General features: G+C 64.2%; 25 protein-coding genes. 1 reads left to right on the top strand and 24 read right to left on the bottom strand.

Annotation, left to right across the window (positions count from 1 at the left end; translation table 11 throughout):
• Positions 1-88: 88 nt before the first annotated feature.
• On the top strand, positions 89-664 hold the full coding sequence (locus SPDO_RS17165; protein ID WP_088366942.1) for a YdeI/OmpD-associated family protein: 576 nt from the start codon (positions 89-91) through the stop codon (positions 662-664).
• 111 nt (positions 665-775) lie between these two features.
• On the opposite strand, the gene guaA is transcribed toward SPDO_RS17165, so the two are convergent.
• The 24 genes from guaA to rplB form a co-directional block, all read right to left on the bottom strand.
• Positions 776-2,329, bottom strand: a complete 1,554-nt coding sequence (gene guaA, locus SPDO_RS08170; RefSeq protein WP_088366941.1) for a glutamine-hydrolyzing GMP synthase — start codon at positions 2,327-2,329, stop codon at positions 776-778.
• Positions 2,330-2,477: 148 nt separating this feature from the next.
• On the bottom strand, positions 2,478-2,900 hold the full coding sequence (rplQ, locus tag SPDO_RS08165; protein ID WP_088366940.1) for a 50S ribosomal protein L17: 423 nt from the start codon (positions 2,898-2,900) through the stop codon (positions 2,478-2,480).
• Positions 2,901-3,116: 216 nt separating this feature from the next.
• Entirely contained in the window at positions 3,117-4,178 is a 1,062-nt protein-coding gene (locus tag SPDO_RS08160; protein ID WP_088366939.1) for a DNA-directed RNA polymerase subunit alpha, read from the bottom strand.
• Between the two features lie 91 nt (positions 4,179-4,269).
• Complete coding sequence (rpsK, locus tag SPDO_RS08155; protein ID WP_019516037.1) at positions 4,270-4,659, bottom strand: 30S ribosomal protein S11; 390 nt, start codon at positions 4,657-4,659, stop codon at positions 4,270-4,272.
• An 86-nt stretch (positions 4,660-4,745) separates the two neighbouring features.
• The gene (rpsM, locus tag SPDO_RS08150) at positions 4,746-5,114 is read right to left on the bottom strand and encodes a 30S ribosomal protein S13 (RefSeq protein ID WP_088367051.1); all 369 of its coding nucleotides are present in this window, start codon (positions 5,112-5,114) and stop codon (positions 4,746-4,748) included.
• A 247-nt stretch (positions 5,115-5,361) separates the two neighbouring features.
• Positions 5,362-6,012 (bottom strand): adenylate kinase, encoded by a 651-nt coding sequence (locus tag SPDO_RS08145; protein WP_088366938.1) that lies wholly within the window; start codon positions 6,010-6,012, stop codon positions 5,362-5,364.
• Positions 6,013-6,048: 36 nt separating this feature from the next.
• A complete protein-coding gene (gene secY, locus SPDO_RS08140) occupies positions 6,049-7,395 on the bottom strand; it encodes a preprotein translocase subunit SecY (RefSeq protein WP_088366937.1) in 1,347 nt (448 codons plus the stop codon).
• A gap of 185 nt (positions 7,396-7,580) precedes the next feature.
• Entirely contained in the window at positions 7,581-8,120 is a 540-nt protein-coding gene (gene rplO, locus SPDO_RS08135) for a 50S ribosomal protein L15 (RefSeq protein ID WP_088366936.1), read from the bottom strand.
• 97 nt (positions 8,121-8,217) lie between these two features.
• Positions 8,218-8,394: a 50S ribosomal protein L30 gene (gene rpmD, locus SPDO_RS08130; RefSeq protein ID WP_076743394.1), complete on the bottom strand. Its 177-nt coding sequence runs from the start codon at positions 8,392-8,394 to the stop codon at positions 8,218-8,220.
• Positions 8,395-8,400: 6 nt separating this feature from the next.
• Complete coding sequence (gene rpsE / locus SPDO_RS08125; RefSeq protein ID WP_088366935.1) at positions 8,401-9,162, bottom strand: 30S ribosomal protein S5; 762 nt, start codon at positions 9,160-9,162, stop codon at positions 8,401-8,403.
• A gap of 3 nt (positions 9,163-9,165) precedes the next feature.
• Positions 9,166-9,516 (bottom strand): 50S ribosomal protein L18, encoded by a 351-nt coding sequence (rplR, locus tag SPDO_RS08120; protein WP_088366934.1) that lies wholly within the window; start codon positions 9,514-9,516, stop codon positions 9,166-9,168.
• Positions 9,513-10,046: a 50S ribosomal protein L6 gene (gene rplF, locus SPDO_RS08115; protein ID WP_088366933.1), complete on the bottom strand. Its 534-nt coding sequence runs from the start codon at positions 10,044-10,046 to the stop codon at positions 9,513-9,515. Before rplF ends, rplR begins: the two co-directional genes overlap by 4 nt.
• Positions 10,046-10,441, bottom strand: coding sequence for a 30S ribosomal protein S8 (rpsH, locus tag SPDO_RS08110; protein ID WP_088366932.1), 396 nt, complete (start codon positions 10,439-10,441; stop codon positions 10,046-10,048). Before rpsH ends, rplF begins: the two co-directional genes overlap by 1 nt.
• Positions 10,442-10,452: 11 nt before the next feature.
• Complete coding sequence (gene rpsN / locus SPDO_RS08105) at positions 10,453-10,758, bottom strand: 30S ribosomal protein S14 (protein WP_066776758.1); 306 nt, start codon at positions 10,756-10,758, stop codon at positions 10,453-10,455.
• A gap of 38 nt (positions 10,759-10,796) precedes the next feature.
• Positions 10,797-11,381, bottom strand: a complete 585-nt coding sequence (gene rplE, locus SPDO_RS08100; protein WP_088366931.1) for a 50S ribosomal protein L5 — start codon at positions 11,379-11,381, stop codon at positions 10,797-10,799.
• Entirely contained in the window at positions 11,374-11,691 is a 318-nt protein-coding gene (rplX, locus tag SPDO_RS08095; protein ID WP_088366930.1) for a 50S ribosomal protein L24, read from the bottom strand. The genes rplE and rplX overlap by 8 nt, the downstream gene beginning before the upstream one ends.
• Entirely contained in the window at positions 11,691-12,059 is a 369-nt protein-coding gene (rplN, locus tag SPDO_RS08090; RefSeq protein WP_017979484.1) for a 50S ribosomal protein L14, read from the bottom strand. The genes rplX and rplN overlap by 1 nt, the downstream gene beginning before the upstream one ends.
• Before the next feature lie 251 nt (positions 12,060-12,310).
• Positions 12,311-12,595 carry a 30S ribosomal protein S17 gene (gene rpsQ / locus SPDO_RS08085; protein ID WP_088366929.1) on the bottom strand — a complete coding sequence of 95 codons (285 nt, stop codon included), beginning with the start codon at positions 12,593-12,595 and terminating at the stop codon, positions 12,311-12,313.
• A gap of 13 nt (positions 12,596-12,608) precedes the next feature.
• The gene (rpmC, locus tag SPDO_RS08080; RefSeq protein WP_088366928.1) at positions 12,609-12,812 is read right to left on the bottom strand and encodes a 50S ribosomal protein L29; all 204 of its coding nucleotides are present in this window, start codon (positions 12,810-12,812) and stop codon (positions 12,609-12,611) included.
• Positions 12,813-12,814: 2 nt separating this feature from the next.
• Positions 12,815-13,249, bottom strand: coding sequence for a 50S ribosomal protein L16 (gene rplP / locus SPDO_RS08075; protein WP_088366927.1), 435 nt, complete (start codon positions 13,247-13,249; stop codon positions 12,815-12,817).
• Positions 13,250-13,261: 12 nt separating this feature from the next.
• A complete protein-coding gene (gene rpsC / locus SPDO_RS08070; protein WP_088366926.1) occupies positions 13,262-13,969 on the bottom strand; it encodes a 30S ribosomal protein S3 in 708 nt (235 codons plus the stop codon).
• Entirely contained in the window at positions 13,969-14,346 is a 378-nt protein-coding gene (gene rplV / locus SPDO_RS08065) for a 50S ribosomal protein L22 (RefSeq protein ID WP_088366925.1), read from the bottom strand. Before rplV ends, rpsC begins: the two co-directional genes overlap by 1 nt.
• Positions 14,346-14,624: a 30S ribosomal protein S19 gene (gene rpsS / locus SPDO_RS08060; RefSeq protein WP_088366924.1), complete on the bottom strand. Its 279-nt coding sequence runs from the start codon at positions 14,622-14,624 to the stop codon at positions 14,346-14,348. The genes rplV and rpsS overlap by 1 nt, the downstream gene beginning before the upstream one ends.
• Positions 14,624-15,457 (bottom strand): 50S ribosomal protein L2, encoded by an 834-nt coding sequence (gene rplB / locus SPDO_RS08055; RefSeq protein WP_088366923.1) that lies wholly within the window; start codon positions 15,455-15,457, stop codon positions 14,624-14,626. Before rplB ends, rpsS begins: the two co-directional genes overlap by 1 nt.

The following is a 15,457-nucleotide window of genomic DNA, read 5'->3' as shown; positions in this document are numbered from 1 at the left end:
ACGAAGGTGCTCCATCCCGCCGGCGTCGATCTCCGTCGGGTCCGCAAAGCACTTTTCAGCAAGACGATGGCTCGCTAGCCCTGATGGGATGAGTTCTCCTTACCCCCAAGCACTTGCGTTCGAACACCCAGAAGACCTTGCTCGCTGGTTCGTCGAGAACCACGAAACCAGTAGTGAATTGTGGATACGCATCTACAAGGCCGGGTCGGAGCAGCCTTCGGTGACATGGACGGACTGCGTCGTGGAGGCGATCCGGTTCGGGTGGATCGATGGCCTGACGCGGTCAGGTGGCACGAGCTACTATCTCCAGCGGCTGACCCCGCGCCGCGCGGGCTCGAACTGGTCGATCAAGAACCGCGAGCACACCACCAGACTGATCGCCGAAGGACGCATGTTGCCGGCCGGCCTGGTGCATGTGGAGGCAGCGCAGGGCGACGGACGCTGGGAAACCGCTTACGCCGGATCGGCCGACATGGTCATGCCGCAGGATCTGCTGGATGCACTCGCCGCCATGCCCGAAGCAGAGGCGTTTTTCCGCACGCTCGACCGGAAGAACCTGTATCCGATCTACTACCGTCTTCAGACGGCCAAGAGGCCGGAGACACGATTGCGGCGCATGAAGAAAATTCTCGATTATCTCCAGCGCGGCGAGCATTTCCACTAAACTGTTTGACACGGCCGTGATTGGCGACGTGCATGCGCGCCTGAACAGAGCTTGAGGAGCAAAGCAGGGCAGAAACCCTCGCGAACGCCACAGCCGCTGACGCGCCGGCGATCATTCCCACTCGATCGTGCCGGGCGGCTTCGAAGTATAGTCATAAGTAACGCGGTTGATGCCACGTACTTCGTTGACGATGCGGGTCGAAATGCGTGGCAGGAAGCCGCCGGGGAACTCGAACGCCTGCGCCGTCATGCCGTCGGTCGATGTCACCGCACGCAGCGCCAGCACGCTGTCATAGGTCCGCCCGTCACCCATCACCCCGACCGAGCGAACCGGCAGCAGCACCGCGAACGCCTGCCATATCGCATCATAGAGACCCGCATTGCGGATCTCCTCCAGATAGATCGCGTCCGCCTTGCGCAGGATGTCGCACCGCTCTTTGCTCACCTCGCCCGGAATACGGATCGCGAGGCCCGGCCCCGGGAACGGATGCCGGCCGACGAAAATGTCGGGCAGCCCGAGCTCACAACCAAGCTCGCGCACCTCGTCCTTGAACAACTCGCGCAGCGGCTCGACGAGCTTCATGTTCATGCGCTCGGGCAGGCCACCGACATTGTGGTGGCTCTTGATCGTCACCGACGGCCCGCCGGTGAAGCTGACGCTTTCGATGACATCCGGATAGAGCGTACCCTGCGCCAGGAACTCCGCCCCGCCGATCTTCTTCGCCTCGTCTTCAAAGACCTCGATGAACGTCTTGCCGATGAACTTGCGCTTGGCCTCCGGGTCGGTAACGCCGGCAAGGCCGTTCATGAACAGCGCCTCCGCGTTCACATGGACCAGCGGAATATTGTAATGGCCGCGGAACAGGCTGACGACCTGGTCTGCCTCGCCAGCGCGCATAAGACCGTGGTCGACGAAGACGCAGGTCAACTGGTCGCCGATCGCTTCGTGGATCAGTACCGCGGCCACTGCAGAGTCGACGCCGCCCGACAGACCACAGATCACCCGGCCGGTGCCGACCTGCGCGCGGATCTCTGCAATCTTGGTTTCACGAAACTCGGCCATCGTCCAGTCGCCAGCAAGGCCGCAGACGTGGCGCGCGAAATTCTTGATCAGCTTGCCGCCATCGGGGGTGTGCACCACCTCCGGGTGGAACTGCATGCCGTAATAGCGACGGCTTTCGTCCGCGGTGATGGCGAACGGTGCGCCCGACGACGAGGCGACAGGCGTGAAGCCGGGGGCGAGCGTCGCGACGTGGTCGCCGTGGCTCATCCACACTTGGTGCCGCTCGCCCTCGTTCCACAGACCATCGAACAGCCCGCAACCCGAATCGACCTGCACGAACGCTTCGCCGAACTCGCCCGAAAAGCCCCGGTCCACCTGTCCGCCGAGCTGCGTGTTCATCACCTGCTGGCCATAGCAGATGCCAAGCACCGGCACGCCGCTGTCGAACACCGCCTGCGGGGCGCGCGGGCTTCCCTCGTCCACGACTGAGGCGGGACCGCCCGACAGGATCACACCCTTCGGCTTCATCCGCTCGAACGCTTCCGCCGCCGATTGGAACGGTGCGATCTCGCTGTACACGCCCGCCTCGCGCACGCGGCGTGCGATCAGCTGGGTCACCTGGCTGCCGAAATCGACGATAAGGATGCTGTCGGGGTGTTCCATGGCGGGCCTGTAGCGGGGTGCGGGTGCGGGTGAAAGGGGGTTGGCTCGCGTTTGCGCCGTATCAGCACAAACGAAAAGGGCCGCTCCATGATGGAGCGGCCCCTTCCTGTTCCGACCGGAGCGACTGCCCCGGATAGGTCGAAACGGTTTACGCCGCTTCGTCGAAATCCTCGTCGGTCATCACCGGACCCGAGTCCTGGCCCTTGGCAGCGACGTCACGGTCGACGAACTCGATGATCGCCATCGGCGATGCGTCCGACGCGCGAATGCCGGCCTTGATGATGCGGGTATAGCCGCCGTTACGATCGGCGTAGCGCGAAGCCAGCGTGTCGAACAGCTTCACCAGCTGCGCATCGTCGAGCAGGCGCGCGTGCGCCAGACGACGGTTGGACAGGCCGCCCTTCTTGCCCAGCGTCACCAGCTTCTCGATGTACGGGCGAAGCTCCTTTGCCTTGGCGAGCGTGGTGGTGATCTGCTCGTGCTTGATGAGCGCGGCCGACATGTTGCGGAACAGCGCGGCGCGGTGTGCCGAGGTACGCTGAAGCTTACGACCGCCTACACGGTGACGCATGGTAAATCCTTCTCGTTCGTCAGGGGGCCGTCTTACGGAACCCCAAGCCGGGTGGGACGTGTGGGCCACCCTGTGTGCGTCACCCCGGCTTTTGGCCTGGGCCCCGGTAACTTGCTGGCCGGCTGGCGGCGTGGCGGAGCCACGCCGTCGGACCTCGCTATGCGAGGCCGGCCGGGCTTTCGCCGTTACGCGGATAGCATGCTATCCGCGTGCGGCTCAGCCCATGATTTCCTGCTCGAGCTTTTTGGCCATCTCTTCGATGTTCTCCGGCGGCCAACCCGGGATTTCCATCCCAAGCCGCAGGCCCATCGACGACAGCACTTCCTTGATTTCGTTCAGCGACTTGCGGCCGAAATTCGGCGTCCGCAGCATCTCCGCCTCGGTCTTCCCGACCAGATCACCGATGTAGATGATGTTGTCGTTCTTAAGGCAGTTGGCCGACCGCACCGACAGTTCAAGCTCGTCGACCTTCTTGAGGAGGTAACGGTTGATCTGCTGCGTGTCGCTGACCGGCTCCGCGCCAGCAGCCGGGGAGGCAACGCCGACCGGGGCCGAACGCGCAACGGCCGAGTCGTCGAAGTGCACGAACAGCGCAAGCTGGTCCTGAAGGATGCGGCCAGCATAGCCAAGCGCGTCTTCCGGAGTCACCGTGCCGTCGGTTTCGACAGACAATGTCAGCTTGTCATAGTCCAGGTCCTGACCGACGCGGGTCGGATCGACCTTGTAGCTGACCTGGCGAACCGGCGAATAGAGCGAGTCGACCGGGATCAAACCGATCGGCGCATCGGCCGGGCGGTTGACGGTGGCCGGGACATAGCCCTTACCCACGTCGGCGGTCAGCTCCATGTTGAAGGTCGCACCTTCGTCGAGGTGGCAGATGACCAGATCCGGGTTCATCACCTCGATGTCACCAGACACCGCGATGTCGCCGGCCTTCACTTCGGCCGGTCCGGTTGCGGACAGCTGAAGACGCTTCGGGCCTTCGCCCTGCATCTTGAGCGCGATCTGCTTCACGTTCAGGACGATGTCCGTCACGTCCTCGCGCACGCCGGCGAGGCTGGAGAATTCGTGCAGCACGTTCTCGATCTTGATCGAGGTGACGGCCGCACCCTGCAGGCTCGACAGCAGCACGCGGCGCAGCGCGTTGCCCAGCGTCAGGCCAAAGCCACGCTCCAGCGGCTCGGCGACGAAGGTCGCCTTGCGCTTGCCATCGCCGCCCTTCTTCTCGAGCGCGTTGGGCTTCTTAAGTTCCTGCCAGTTCTTTGCGTTGACGGACAAGGCTCGTGTCCCCTGATGTTGGGCCAGTCGTGGGGCGCGACCAGCCGGGAAATAAAAAGCACCCCGACTCGTCAGCCGGGGGCCAGAACCATCAGACGCGGCGACGCTTCGACGGACGCACACCGTTGTGCGGGATCGAGGTCACGTCGCGAATCGACGTGATCTGAAAACCGACCGCCTGCAGCGCGCGAAGCGCCGACTCGCGGCCCGAACCCGGACCCTTCACTTCGACTTCCAGGGTGCGCACGCCATGCTCGGCGGCCTTCTTGCCCGCGTCCTCGGCAGCGACCTGCGCCGCGTAAGGAGTGGACTTACGCGAACCCTTGAAGCCCATCATGCCGGCGGACGACCAGCTGATCGCATTGCCCTGGGCATCAGTGATGGTGATCATGGTGTTGTTGAAGCTGGCGTTAACGTGCGCCACGCCGGCGGTGATGTTCTTGCGCTCGCGACGGCGAATACGCTGCGGTGCCTGTGCCATTTGGTAATCCTGACCTTTGTTTCAAGCGGAGGCCGGGAGGCGACATGCCTGCAACCAGCCCCGCGACAGAAGAAGAAGCGCGGTGCTTACTTCTTCTTGCCTGCGATCGGCTTCGCCTTGCCCTTGCGGGTGCGCGCATTGGTGTGCGTGCGCTGGCCACGAACCGGCAGGCCCTTGCGGTGACGCAGGCCGCGGTAGCAGGCGAGGTCCATCAGACGCTTGATGTTCATCGCGGTCTCGCGACGAAGATCGCCTTCCACGGTGTAGCCGGCGTCGATCGCCTCGCGGATCTGAAGCACTTCCTGATCCGACAGGTCCTGCACACGGCGCTCCGGCGCGATCTCGAGCTTCGTGATCAGCTCCTGCGCCTTGGCCGCGCCGATGCCGTGAATGTACTGCAACGCGATCAGAACGCGCTTGTTGGTCGGGATGTTGACACCCGCGATACGTGCCATGAATTCTTTCTCCTCGTGCTCCACGAGGTGCGGCATGGATCACGCACCCCATCTCTCAGCATGACTTCCACCACGCAGGAAAGCGGCAGGCGCGAACGACGCCGCCGGTAACCGGAGTGCTGGAATGGCGTGCAGTTAAGCGCGCGCAAACGCCATGTCAAGCGAACGGTTCCCCGCGGGAACGTACTTCATCGTCGCATTGCATCCACCGACACCCCGACACGAAGCCGGGATGACGGCCATTGTGTCACTTGCCGTCGAGGATCGCCTCGATGGCACGGGTCACATCCGCAATGTCGGCCATGCCGTCGACCCGGCGAACAAGCCCGCGCGCGTCGTAGATCGGCAGAATCGGCGCCGTCTTGGCGCGATACTCCGCCATGCGCGTGCGAACGGTTTCTTCGTTGTCATCGGGGCGCCGCTTGAACTCGTGCGCGCCGCACACGTCACACGCGCCCTCGACCTTGGGCTGCTTAAACCTGTCGTGATAGCCGGCGCCGCAATTTGCACAGGTGAAGCGGCCGACGATCCGCTCGACCAGCGCGTCCTCGTTCACCTCAAGCTCGATGACCTGATCGAGCGTACGGCCGCGCTCGCTTAGCAGCAGATCCAGCGCCTCGGCCTGCGCCGCGGTGCGCGGATAGCCGTCGAAAATGGCCCCCTGGCTATCGGAGAGCCGATCGAGGTTCTCACCGATCAGCGCCGACACGATCGCATCGGAGACCAGCTCCCCGGCGTCCATCACCGCTTTCGCCTTGAGCCCCACCGGCGTGCCCGCCTTGACCGCGGCGCGCAGCATGTCGCCGGTCGAGAGCTGCACCATGCCACGCTCGGCGACCAGCCGCTCGGACTGGGTACCCTTGCCGGCACCCGGCGGCCCAAGAAGAATGATGTTCACGCGAAAAGCCCTCCCCTGTTCGGTCGCGACCGCGCCTCAGCGCAGCCGGCCACCCTTCAGCTTCGCCTTTTTGATGAGATCGCCATACTGGTGCGCCAGCAGGTGCGACTGGATCTGCGTCACCGTGTCCATCGTCACGTTGACGACGATCAGCAGGCTGGTACCGCCCAAATAGAACGGGATCGACAGCGCCGACACCAAATACTCCGGCAGCAGGCAGATCACCGCCAGATAGGCCGCGCCGATCACCGTGATGCGCGTCAGCACATAGTCGAAATACTGTTCGGTATTCTTGCCGGGGCGGATGCCCGGAATGAACCCGCCGTAGCGCTTCAGGTTCTCGGCCGTTTCCTCCGGGTTGAACACAACCGCGGTGTAAAAGAACGAGAAGAAGATAATGCCGGCGCCGTAGAGCAGCATGTAGAGCGGGCTACCGTGCTGAAGATATTGGTTCAGCGTGATGATCGCATCGCCCCACCAGCTGTCACCCGACACGGCGGTCCCAGCGAACTGCGTCACGGTCAGCGGCAGCAGCAGCAGCGACGACGCGAAGATTGGCGGGATCACACCGGCGGTGTTGATCTTCAGCGGCAAGTGGCTGCGATCGGCCTGAACGCCGCGCGCCGTCTGGCGCTTGGGATATTGGATCAGGATACGGCGCTGCGCACGCTCCATGAAGCAGATGAACAGCACGAGGCCGACGACCGCCAGGATGATCGCGATCACGACCGCCGGACTGACCGAGCCGGTGCGCCCACCCTCAAGCAGGTTGACCAGCGTCGTCGGCAGATGCGCCACTATTCCGGCCATGATGATGAGCGAGATGCCGTTGCCGATGCCGCGGCTGGTAATCTGCTCGCCGATCCACATCAGGAACATCGTCCCGCCGATCAGCGAGATGACCGCGGCCACACGAAACAGCATGCCCGGCTCGACCACCGCACCACCAGCCTCAAGGCCCGTCGCGATGACATAGCCCTGGATCGCCGTCAGCAGCACCGTGCCATAGCGGGTGTACTGGTTCAGCTTCTTGCGGCCGCTCTCGCCTTCCTTCTTGATCGCTGCCAGCTGCGGCGACAGCGACGTCGCGAGCTGTACCACGATCGATGCCGTGATGTACGGCATCACGCCAAGCGCGATCAGCGACGCACGCTCTAGCGCACCGCCCGAAAAGGTGTTGAAGAAGTCGAGCACCCCGCCCTTGGTCTGCTGCGCCAACGCAGCAAGCCCGGTCGGATCGATGCCAGGCAACGGCACATAGCTGAGCAGTCGGAAGACGATCAGCGCGCCGATCGTGAACCAAAGCCTCTTCTTGAGATCGGTCGCCTTCGCGAACTTCGCGAGGCTCATGTTTTGCGCCATCTGGTCGGCTGCGGATGCCATATTAGCCTTGGGCCTTGGTCTGAAACAGAAACGGCGGGGAAGGTGCTGCTGCCCCTGCCCCGCCGCTCATATAGTCGCGCTCGAAGGCTTGTCTAACCCAACGAGCAATTTCCACTCCGGCAATCGCCGGAGCCGAACCGGGAGCAGCTGGCGCGCGCCTCCGGCCAAGCCGAAGGCGCCGACGCTCAGTTGCCGGCTTCCGCCTTCTTGGCGAGCCGCGCCTCGCGCGCCTTGCCCTTCTTGGCAGCAGCCTTCTCGGCAGCCGGGGTCACGTCGATGACGTTGACCGACCCACCGGCCTTTTCGACCGCCTCACGCGCACCAGCCGACACGCCGGCAACGGTGAAGTTCAGCTTGGCCGAGATCTCGCCCTTGCCGAGGAGGCGCACGCCGTCTTTGCCACCACGCGCCAGGCCAGCAGCCTTCAGCGCGGCGTGGTCGACGTCCGTCGCGGTCAGCTTGCCCGAATCGACAGCCTTCTGGATCGCAACCAAGTTCACCTCGGCATAATCCTTGGCGAAGATGTTGTTGAAGCCACGCTTCGGCAGACGCATGTGGAGCGGCATCTGACCGCCCTCGAAGCCTGCGATCGACACGCCTTCGCGGCTCTTCTGGCCCTTCTGGCCACGACCACCGGTCTTGCCCTTGCCAGAGCCAATGCCGCGGCCGACGCGAATCTTGCGGTGGCGGGCGCCTTCGTTGTCGCGGAGTTCGTTCAGTTTCATGTGTGCACTCGCTTTCGCTGTGTTCGCGCTGATAAAAAAGGAAGGGGGCCCGTTAGCCCCCTTCCCCCTATTTGTCACTAGCCGATGTAGCGGACGATCAGTCCTGAACCTCGACCATGTGCTGCACCTTGCGGATCATGCCGCGCACCTCGGGGCTGTCTTCCAGCTCCGACACGCGGTGCATCTTGTTGAGGCCCAGGCCAACGAGCGTCGCGCGCTGGTCCTTGGTGCGACGGATCGGCGATCCGGTCTGCTTGACCTTGATGGTTGCCATGTCGGCTTACTCCGTGACGGCCGCAGCTTCGGCAGCGGCGGTCTGCGCATCAGCGCCATGGCCGCGACCGAGCAGGTCGGCGATCTTCTTGCCACGACGCTGGGCAACCGACTTCGGCGAAGTCTGGCTGTTCAGCGCCTCGAACGTGGCGCGGATCATGTTGTACGGGTTGGACGTGCCGACCGACTTGGTCACCACGTCGGCAACGCCGAGCGACTCGAAGATGGCGCGCATCGGACCACCGGCGATGATGCCGGTACCCTGCGGCGCCGAACGAACCGTGACGCGGCCGGCACCGAAGTGACCGTTGCCGTCATGGTGCAGCGTGCGGCCTTCCTTGAGCGGCACGCGCACCATTGCCTTCTTGGCAGCGGCGGTTGCCTTGGAGATCGCCTCCGGCACTTCGCGCGCCTTGCCGTGACCGAAGCCGACACGACCCTTGCCGTCACCAACGACGACCAGCGCCGCGAAGCCGAAGCGCTTGCCGCCCTTCACCGTCTTGGACACGCGGTTGATGTGGACGAGCTTCTCGATCAGCTCCTCGCCACCATCGTCCTGACCGCCGCGACGGTCATCACGACGACCACGGTTGCCGTCACGGCCGCCACGATTGCCGCCCGGGCCACCACGACCACGGCCGCCACCCGGACCGCCGCGACCACGACCGCCACCGGCATAACCGCCGCCCTGCTGGGGCGCGTCATTGGTGTTGGTGGGGGCAGCTGCGTCCTGCTGCGCCGTTTCCGGCGTGTTGTTTTCGTCAGCCATGTTTTAGAACTCCAGTCCGGCCGCACGCGCGGCTTCCGCCAGCGCCTTCACCCGGCCGTGAAAGAGGAAGCCGCCACGGTCGAACACGACCTGCGTGACGCCGGCAGCCTTGGCTGCCTCGGCGATCCGCGTACCGACCGCGGTTGCCGCGTCGATGTTGGCGGTGGCACCCTCGTGGCCCTGCAGCGTCGACGCCGCAGCAACGGTGCGCCCCTGCGCATCGTCGATCACCTGCGCGTAGATGTGCTTGCCCGAACGATGCACCGACAGGCGCGGACGCGTGCCGCTGCGTGCACGAAGCGCCGTACGGTTGCGGCGACGCCGCTTTTCGAAAAGCGAAAGGCCCTTGGTCACTTCTTCTTTCCTTCCTTACGGAAGATGAACTCACCCGCGTACTTGATGCCCTTGCCCTTATACGGCTCGGGCTTGCGCCAGCGGCGGATCTCGGCGGCCAACTGGCCGACCTTCTGCTTGTCCGCGCCCGAAATCTCGACCGTGGTCTGATCCGGGGTCTTCACCTCGATGCCAGCCGGCACGTCGATGTCGACGTCATGGCTGTAGCCGAGCTGAAGCTTCAGCTTGTTGCCCTGCGCTGCGGCGCGATAGCCGACGCCGGTGATCAGCAGCTTTTTGGTGAAGCCCTCGGTCACGCCGGTGACGAGGTTCTGCACCAACGTACGCTGCATGCCCCAGAAGGCACGCGCCTGCTTGGTCTCGTTCGCAGGCTGCACGGCAATGCCGTCCGACTGGATGTCATAGTTGATGAGGTCGGACATCTGCAGCGACAGGGTGCCCTTGGGGCCCTTCACCGACAGCTCCTTGCCATTGACGCTTGCGGTCACGCCGGCCGGAACCGGAACCGCCTTTTTGCCGATGCGGCTCATCAGAACACCTCCGCCAGCACTTCGCCGCCGACGTTCTGCTCGCGTGCCTCGGCATCCGAAAGCACGCCGCGCGGCGTCGACACGATGGTGATGCCCAGGCCGTTCATCACGCGCGGCAGGTCCTGCGACCCACTGTAGATGCGGCGGCCAGGCTTCGAGACCCGGGCGACATGCTTGATCGCCGGCTGGCCCTCGAAATACTTCAGCTCGATGCGGACGCCCTTTACGGGGCCCAGCTCTTCCTCGCTATAGCCACGGATGTAGCCTTCGCGCTGGAGCACGTCGAGCACACGGGTCCGCAGCTTGGAAGCCGGCGACACGACGCTGTCCTTGCGTGCGCGCTGGCCGTTGCGGATGCGGGTGAGCAGGTCACCCAGGGGATCGGTCACTGCCATTTTCGTGATCCTTACCAGCTCGACTTCGTCAGGCCCGGGATCAGGCCCTTGTTGGCCAGATCGCGCAGCATAACGCGTGCGAGGCGGAACTTGCGGTAGTAAGCGCGCGGCCGGCCGGTGATCTCGCAGCGGTTGCGAACACGGGTCGGGTTCGCGTTGCGGGGCAGCTCGGCCATCTTCAAGCGCGCGATGAGACGCTCGGTCTCATCCAGCGACTTGTCGTTGGCCTGCGCCTTCAGCTTCGCATACTTGCCGGCATATTGCTTCACGAGCTTCTTGCGACGCTCGTTCTTGTTCACGGAACTCAGTTTCGCCATGGACTTAAGCTCTCTCGTTCAATTCGTTGCCAAGGGGCTCATGCCGCCTTCTTCTCTTCTTCCGCCTCATCCCGCGGGAACGGGAAGCCGAACAAACGAAGCAGCTCGCGCGCTTCTTCGTCGGTCTTAGCGGAGGTGGTGACGATCACGTCCATGCCGCGCACCTTGTCGATGCGGTCATAGTTGATCTCGGGGAACACGATCTGCTCCTTCAGGCCGCAGGCATAGTTGCCGCGCCCGTCGAAGCTCTTCGGGTTCAGGCCGCGGAAGTCGCGAACGCGCGGCAGTGCGATCGTGATGAAACGATCCAGGAACTCGTACATGCGCTCGCGGCGAAGGGTCACCTTCACGCCGATCGGCATGCCTTCACGCAGCTTGAACTGCGCGATCGACTTCTTTGCCTTGGTGATCACCGGCTTCTGGCCTGCGATCAGTTCCATTTCGGAAGCCGCCTGCTCGACGCGCTTCTTGTCCTGGGTCGCTTCGCCGACGCCCATGTTCAGGACGATCTTTTCGATGCGCGGGATCTCGAGCGCGTTCTTGTAGCCGAACTTCTCGGTCATCGCCTTGGCGATGACGTCGTCATACTGCTTGCGGAGGCGGGGCGTGTAGCCATCAGCCATCGATCTTCTCCCCGGTCTTGACCGCAACGCGGACCTTCTTGCCATCCTGGGTCTCGAAGCGAACGCGCGTCGGCTTGCCGTCGGCGGTCACGTGCGCGACCTTGGAGACGTGAAGCGGCGCTTCGAAACGATTCAGACCGCCCTGCGGGTTGCCCTGCGACGGCTTGGTGTGGCGGGTCGCGACGTTCACGCCGCCGACAACGACCTTGCCGTCCTTCGGCATGGACGCAGTGACCGTGCCGGTCTTGCCCTTGTCCTTGCCGGACAGAACGATGACCTGGTCGCCCTTCTTGATCTTGGCAGCGGCCATTACAGGACCTCCGGAGCCAGCGAGATGATCTTCATGTGCTTCTTGCCGCGCAGTTCGCGCACGACCGGGCCAAAAATACGGGTGCCGATCGGCTCCTCGTTCTTGTTGACCAGCACCGCGGCATTGCCGTCGAAACGGATGGTCGAGCCGTCCGCACGGTGAATGTCCTTGGCGGTGCGCACGATGACGGCGCGGTGAACGTCGCCCTTCTTCACCTTGCCACGCGGCTGGGCTTCCTTGATCGAGACGACGATGATGTCGCCGACGCTGGCCGTGCGGCGCTTGGAACCACCAAGCACCTTGATGCACTGCACCCGCTTCGCGCCGCTGTTGTCAGCGACGTCGAGATTGGACTGCATCTGGATCACTGATCCGCTTCCTTCTCGCTTGTGGGGTGGATACCGACCCAACCCCGCCTTTAAAAAAACGACCCCGGCCGCGGCTGCCCGCGTCCAGGGGGAGCGGCCCGGTAGCCGCTCCGCAGACAAAAGGCAATGCCCCGCGGGGCGCCGCCATCTGTCTACTCTCTTACGCCCCCACCCCTCAGCTGGTCTCCGGCACGATCCGGACCCTGGCCGATACTGATGCGGGCGCCCTGGCTACGAAACCAGCCGCGGCTTTACGCCGAGGCCGGCTCGTCGATTTCGACCCGCTCGGGCGTCGCATGGGTGTTCACCCGATCGACGACCTTCCAGGTCTTCAGCTTGGAGATCGGTGCGGTCTCTTCGATCCGCACGGTCTCGCCCTGCTTGTACTCGTTGCCCTCGTCATGGGCGTGGTACTTCTTCGAACGACGGATGATCTTGCCGTAGAGCGGGTGCTTCACCTTACGCTCAACGTTCACGACCACCGTCTTGTCGCCCTTGTCGGAGACGATCAGCCCGGTCAGCACGCGCTTCGGCATGGCTGTGGTCCTCTTACTTGCCGGCGGCAGCGGTGCGCTGCGCCTGCAGGGTCTTGATGCGGGCGATGTCCTTGCGGACCTCGCGCACGCGGCTCGGCTTTTCGAGCTGGTTCGTCGCCGCCTGGAAGCGCAGGTTGAACTGCTCGCGCTTCAGGTTGCCCAGCTGTTCGGACAGTTGATCGTCCGACTGGCCGTTGATGTCGGTCTTGTTAGCCATGATCACTCACCTCCGAGGTGCGTGGTGTCGCCGAGGCGGGCCACGACCTTGGTCTTGATCGGCAGCTTCATCGCCGCGCGTTCGAACGCTTCGGCGGCGAGCGGCCCAGGAACCCCGTCCAGCTCGAACAGGATGCGGCCCGGCTTGACGCGAGCCGCCCAATATTCCGGCGAGCCCTTGCCCGAGCCCATGCGGACTTCGGCCGGCTTGCCCGACACGGGAACGTCCGGGAAAACGCGGATCCAGAGACGGCCCTGACGCTTGATGTGACGCGTGATCGCGCGGCGAGCCGCCTCGATCTGGCGTGCGGTGATCCGCTCCGGCTCCATCGCCTTCAGGCCATAGGACCCGAAGTTGAGCGCGGTGCCGCCCTTGGCGTCGCCGCTGATGCGGCCCTTGAACGCCTTGCGGAACTTGGTGCGCTTTGGTTGCAGCACTTCTTCTACTCCTTAGCGGCGGTCGTCGCGCGCAGGGCGCACGCCGGAGGTCTGAGCCTCCATCATCAACCGATCGGTAGCCATCGGATCATGGCCGAGGATCTCGCCCTTGAAGATCCAGACCTTCACGCCGCACACGCCGTAGGCGGTGTGCGCCTGTGCCTCGGCATAGTCCATGTTCGCACGCAGCGTGTGCAGCGGAACGCGGCCTTCGCGATAGCTCTCCGACCGCGCGATCTCGGCGCCGCCGAGACGGCCACCGCAAGCGACGCGGATGCCGTCGGCGCCCAGACGCATCGCGGACTGCACCGCGCGCTTCATCGCACGACGGAACGCGATGCGGCGCTCGAGCTGATCGGCAATGCCCTGCGCCACGAGCTTGGCGTCGACTTCCGGCTTGCGAATCTCGACGATGTTCAGCGACACGTCCGAGCTGGTCATCGCGCCAAGCGCCTTGCGGAGCTTCTCGATGTCCGAGCCCTTCTTGCCGATGATCACGCCAGGGCGTGCGGCGAAGATGGAGATGCGGCACAGCTTGGCCGGACGCTCGATGACCACCTTGGAGATCGCCGCCTGCGGCAGCGTCTTCATGATGTACTGGCGGATCTTCAGATCCTCCAGCAGCAGGCGACCGTAATCGGCGCCCTCGGCGTACCAGCGGCTGTCCCAGGTGCGGTTGATCTGCAGGCGCAGACCGATGGGGTTGCTCTTGTGACCCATTAGGCTTCTTCCTGCTCGCGCACCACAATCCGCAGCCGCGAGAACGGCTTCAGGATACGGGTGGACTTGCCGCGGCCGCGCGTGGCGAACCGCTTCATGGTGATCGACTTGCCGACCGACGCCTCCGACACGACGAGCGCGTCGACATCGAGGTTGTGGTTGTTCTCGGCATTGGCGATGGCCGAGGCCAGCACCTTGCGTGCGTCAACAGCCATCGCCTTCTTCGAGAAGGCAAGGATGTTCATCGCGTCAGCAGCCGAGCGGCCGCGGATCAGACCGGCGACCAGGTTCAGCTTCTGCGCCGAACCGCGGATCTGCGTGCCGACCGACAGCGCTTCCTTTTCGCCGACCTTGCGGGGGGACTGAGGCTTGCTCATCAGCGCTTGCCCTTCTTGTCAGCGGCGTGACCCGGGAAGAAGCGCGTGGGCGCGAACTCACCCAGTTTCATGCCGACCATGTCTTCGTTCACCGACACCGGCACGAACTTGCGGCCGTTGTAGACGCTGAACGTCAGACCGACGAACTGCGGCAGGATGGTCGAACGACGCGACCAGGTCTTGATCGGACCTGCACGGGTGCCCTGATCCTGCGCCACCTCTGCCTTCTTCAGCAGATGAAGGTCCACAAACGGACCCTTCCAGACGGAGCGAGCCATTACTTCTTCCTCGCGTGGCGGCTACGGATGATCATCTTGTCCGTCGCCTTGTTGTGACGGGTGCGCGCACCCTTCGTCGGCTTGCCCCACGGGGTGACCGGGTGACGGCCGCCCGAGGTGCGGCCTTCACCGCCGCCATGCGGGTGATCGACCGGGTTCTTCGCAACGCCGCGGGTAAGCGGACGCTTGCCCATCCAGCGGCTGCGACCCGCCTTGCCGAAGTTCTGGTTCTGGTTGTCCGGGTTGGACACCGCACCGACGGTCGCCATGCAATCGCTGCGCAGGTAACGCTGCTCGCCCGAATTCAGGCGAACGATCACTAGCCCGCGATCGCGGCCAACGACCTGCACGTAGGTGCCGGCCGAACGCGCGATCTGACCGCCCTTGCCCGGCTTCATCTCCACATTGTGGACGATGGTGCCGACCGGGACTTGACCGAGCTCCATGGCGTTGCCCGGCTTCACGTCGGTCTTCTTGCCGGCGACAATCTTGTCACCAACGTTCAGACGCTGCGGCGCGATGATGTAGGCCTGCTCGCCATCGGCATAGCTGACCAGCGCAATGAACGCCGTGCGATTCGGGTCGTACTCGAGCCGCTCCACCGTTGCCTCGGCGTCCCACTTGCGACGCTTGAAGTCGATGTAACGATACTTCTGCTTGTGACCGCCCGCGATGCCGCGGCTGGTCACGTGACCCTTGTTGTTGCGACCGCCGGTCTTGCGCTTGCCTTCGGTCAGCGCCTTGACGGGCGCGCCCTTGTGCAGCGTCGAACGGTCGATCAGCACCAGGCCACGCATGGCCGGGCTGGTCGGGTTATAATGCTTGAGTGCCAT

This window comes from Sphingomonas dokdonensis (assembly GCF_002197685.1).
GTDB lineage: Bacteria > Pseudomonadota > Alphaproteobacteria > Sphingomonadales > Sphingomonadaceae > Sphingomonas > Sphingomonas dokdonensis.
The sequence above is the reverse complement of the archived record's forward strand: the minus strand, read 5'-3'. Positions and strand labels throughout refer to the sequence as shown.

Bases quoted from the DNA above. Each gene is read 5' to 3' on its own strand.
- rpsS (WP_088366924.1), bottom strand. From the start codon at position 14,624: ATGGCTCGCTCCGTCTGGAAGGGTCCGTTTGTGGACCTTCATCTGCTG.
- rplX (WP_088366930.1), bottom strand. From the start codon at position 11,691: ATGGCCGCTGCCAAGATCAAGAAGGGCGACCAGGTCATCGTTCTGTCC.
- rplE (WP_088366931.1), bottom strand. From the start codon at position 11,381: ATGGCTGATGGCTACACGCCCCGCCTCCGCAAGCAGTATGACGACGTC.
- rpmC (WP_088366928.1), bottom strand. From the start codon at position 12,812: ATGGCTAACAAGACCGACATCAACGGCCAGTCGGACGATCAACTGTCC.
- rpsK (WP_019516037.1), bottom strand. From the start codon at position 4,659: ATGGCACAGGCACCGCAGCGTATTCGCCGTCGCGAGCGCAAGAACATC.
- rpmD (WP_076743394.1), bottom strand. From the start codon at position 8,394: ATGGCAACCATCAAGGTCAAGCAGACCGGATCGCCGATCCGTCGCACC.
- rpsQ (WP_088366929.1), bottom strand. From the start codon at position 12,595: ATGCCGAAGCGCGTGCTGACCGGGCTGATCGTCTCCGACAAGGGCGAC.
- secY (WP_088366937.1), bottom strand. From the start codon at position 7,395: ATGGCATCCGCAGCCGACCAGATGGCGCAAAACATGAGCCTCGCGAAG.
- rpsH (WP_088366932.1), bottom strand. From the start codon at position 10,441: ATGGCAGTGACCGATCCCCTGGGTGACCTGCTCACCCGCATCCGCAAC.
- rpsN (WP_066776758.1), bottom strand. From the start codon at position 10,758: ATGGCGAAACTGAGTTCCGTGAACAAGAACGAGCGTCGCAAGAAGCTC.
- rpsM (WP_088367051.1), bottom strand. From the start codon at position 5,114: ATGGCACGTATCGCGGGTGTCAACATCCCGACCAACAAGCGCGTTCTG.
- rplV (WP_088366925.1), bottom strand. From the start codon at position 14,346: ATGAGCAAGCCTCAGTCCCCCCGCAAGGTCGGCGAAAAGGAAGCGCTG.
- rpsE (WP_088366935.1), bottom strand. From the start codon at position 9,162: ATGGCTGACGAAAACAACACGCCGGAAACGGCGCAGCAGGACGCAGCT.
- rplQ (WP_088366940.1), bottom strand. From the start codon at position 2,900: ATGCGTCACCGTGTAGGCGGTCGTAAGCTTCAGCGTACCTCGGCACAC.
- rplO (WP_088366936.1), bottom strand. From the start codon at position 8,120: ATGAAACTGAACGAACTCCGCGACAACGAAGGCGCCCGCCACCGCAAG.
- guaA (WP_088366941.1), bottom strand. From the start codon at position 2,329: ATGGAACACCCCGACAGCATCCTTATCGTCGATTTCGGCAGCCAGGTG.
- rplB (WP_088366923.1), bottom strand. From the start codon at position 15,457: ATGGCACTCAAGCATTATAACCCGACCAGCCCGGCCATGCGTGGCCTG.
- rpsC (WP_088366926.1), bottom strand. From the start codon at position 13,969: ATGGGTCACAAGAGCAACCCCATCGGTCTGCGCCTGCAGATCAACCGC.
- rplF (WP_088366933.1), bottom strand. From the start codon at position 10,046: ATGAGCCGCATCGGCAAAAAGGCGGTTCCGGTTCCGGCCGGCGTGACC.
- SPDO_RS17165 (WP_088366942.1), top strand. From the start codon at position 89: ATGAGTTCTCCTTACCCCCAAGCACTTGCGTTCGAACACCCAGAAGAC.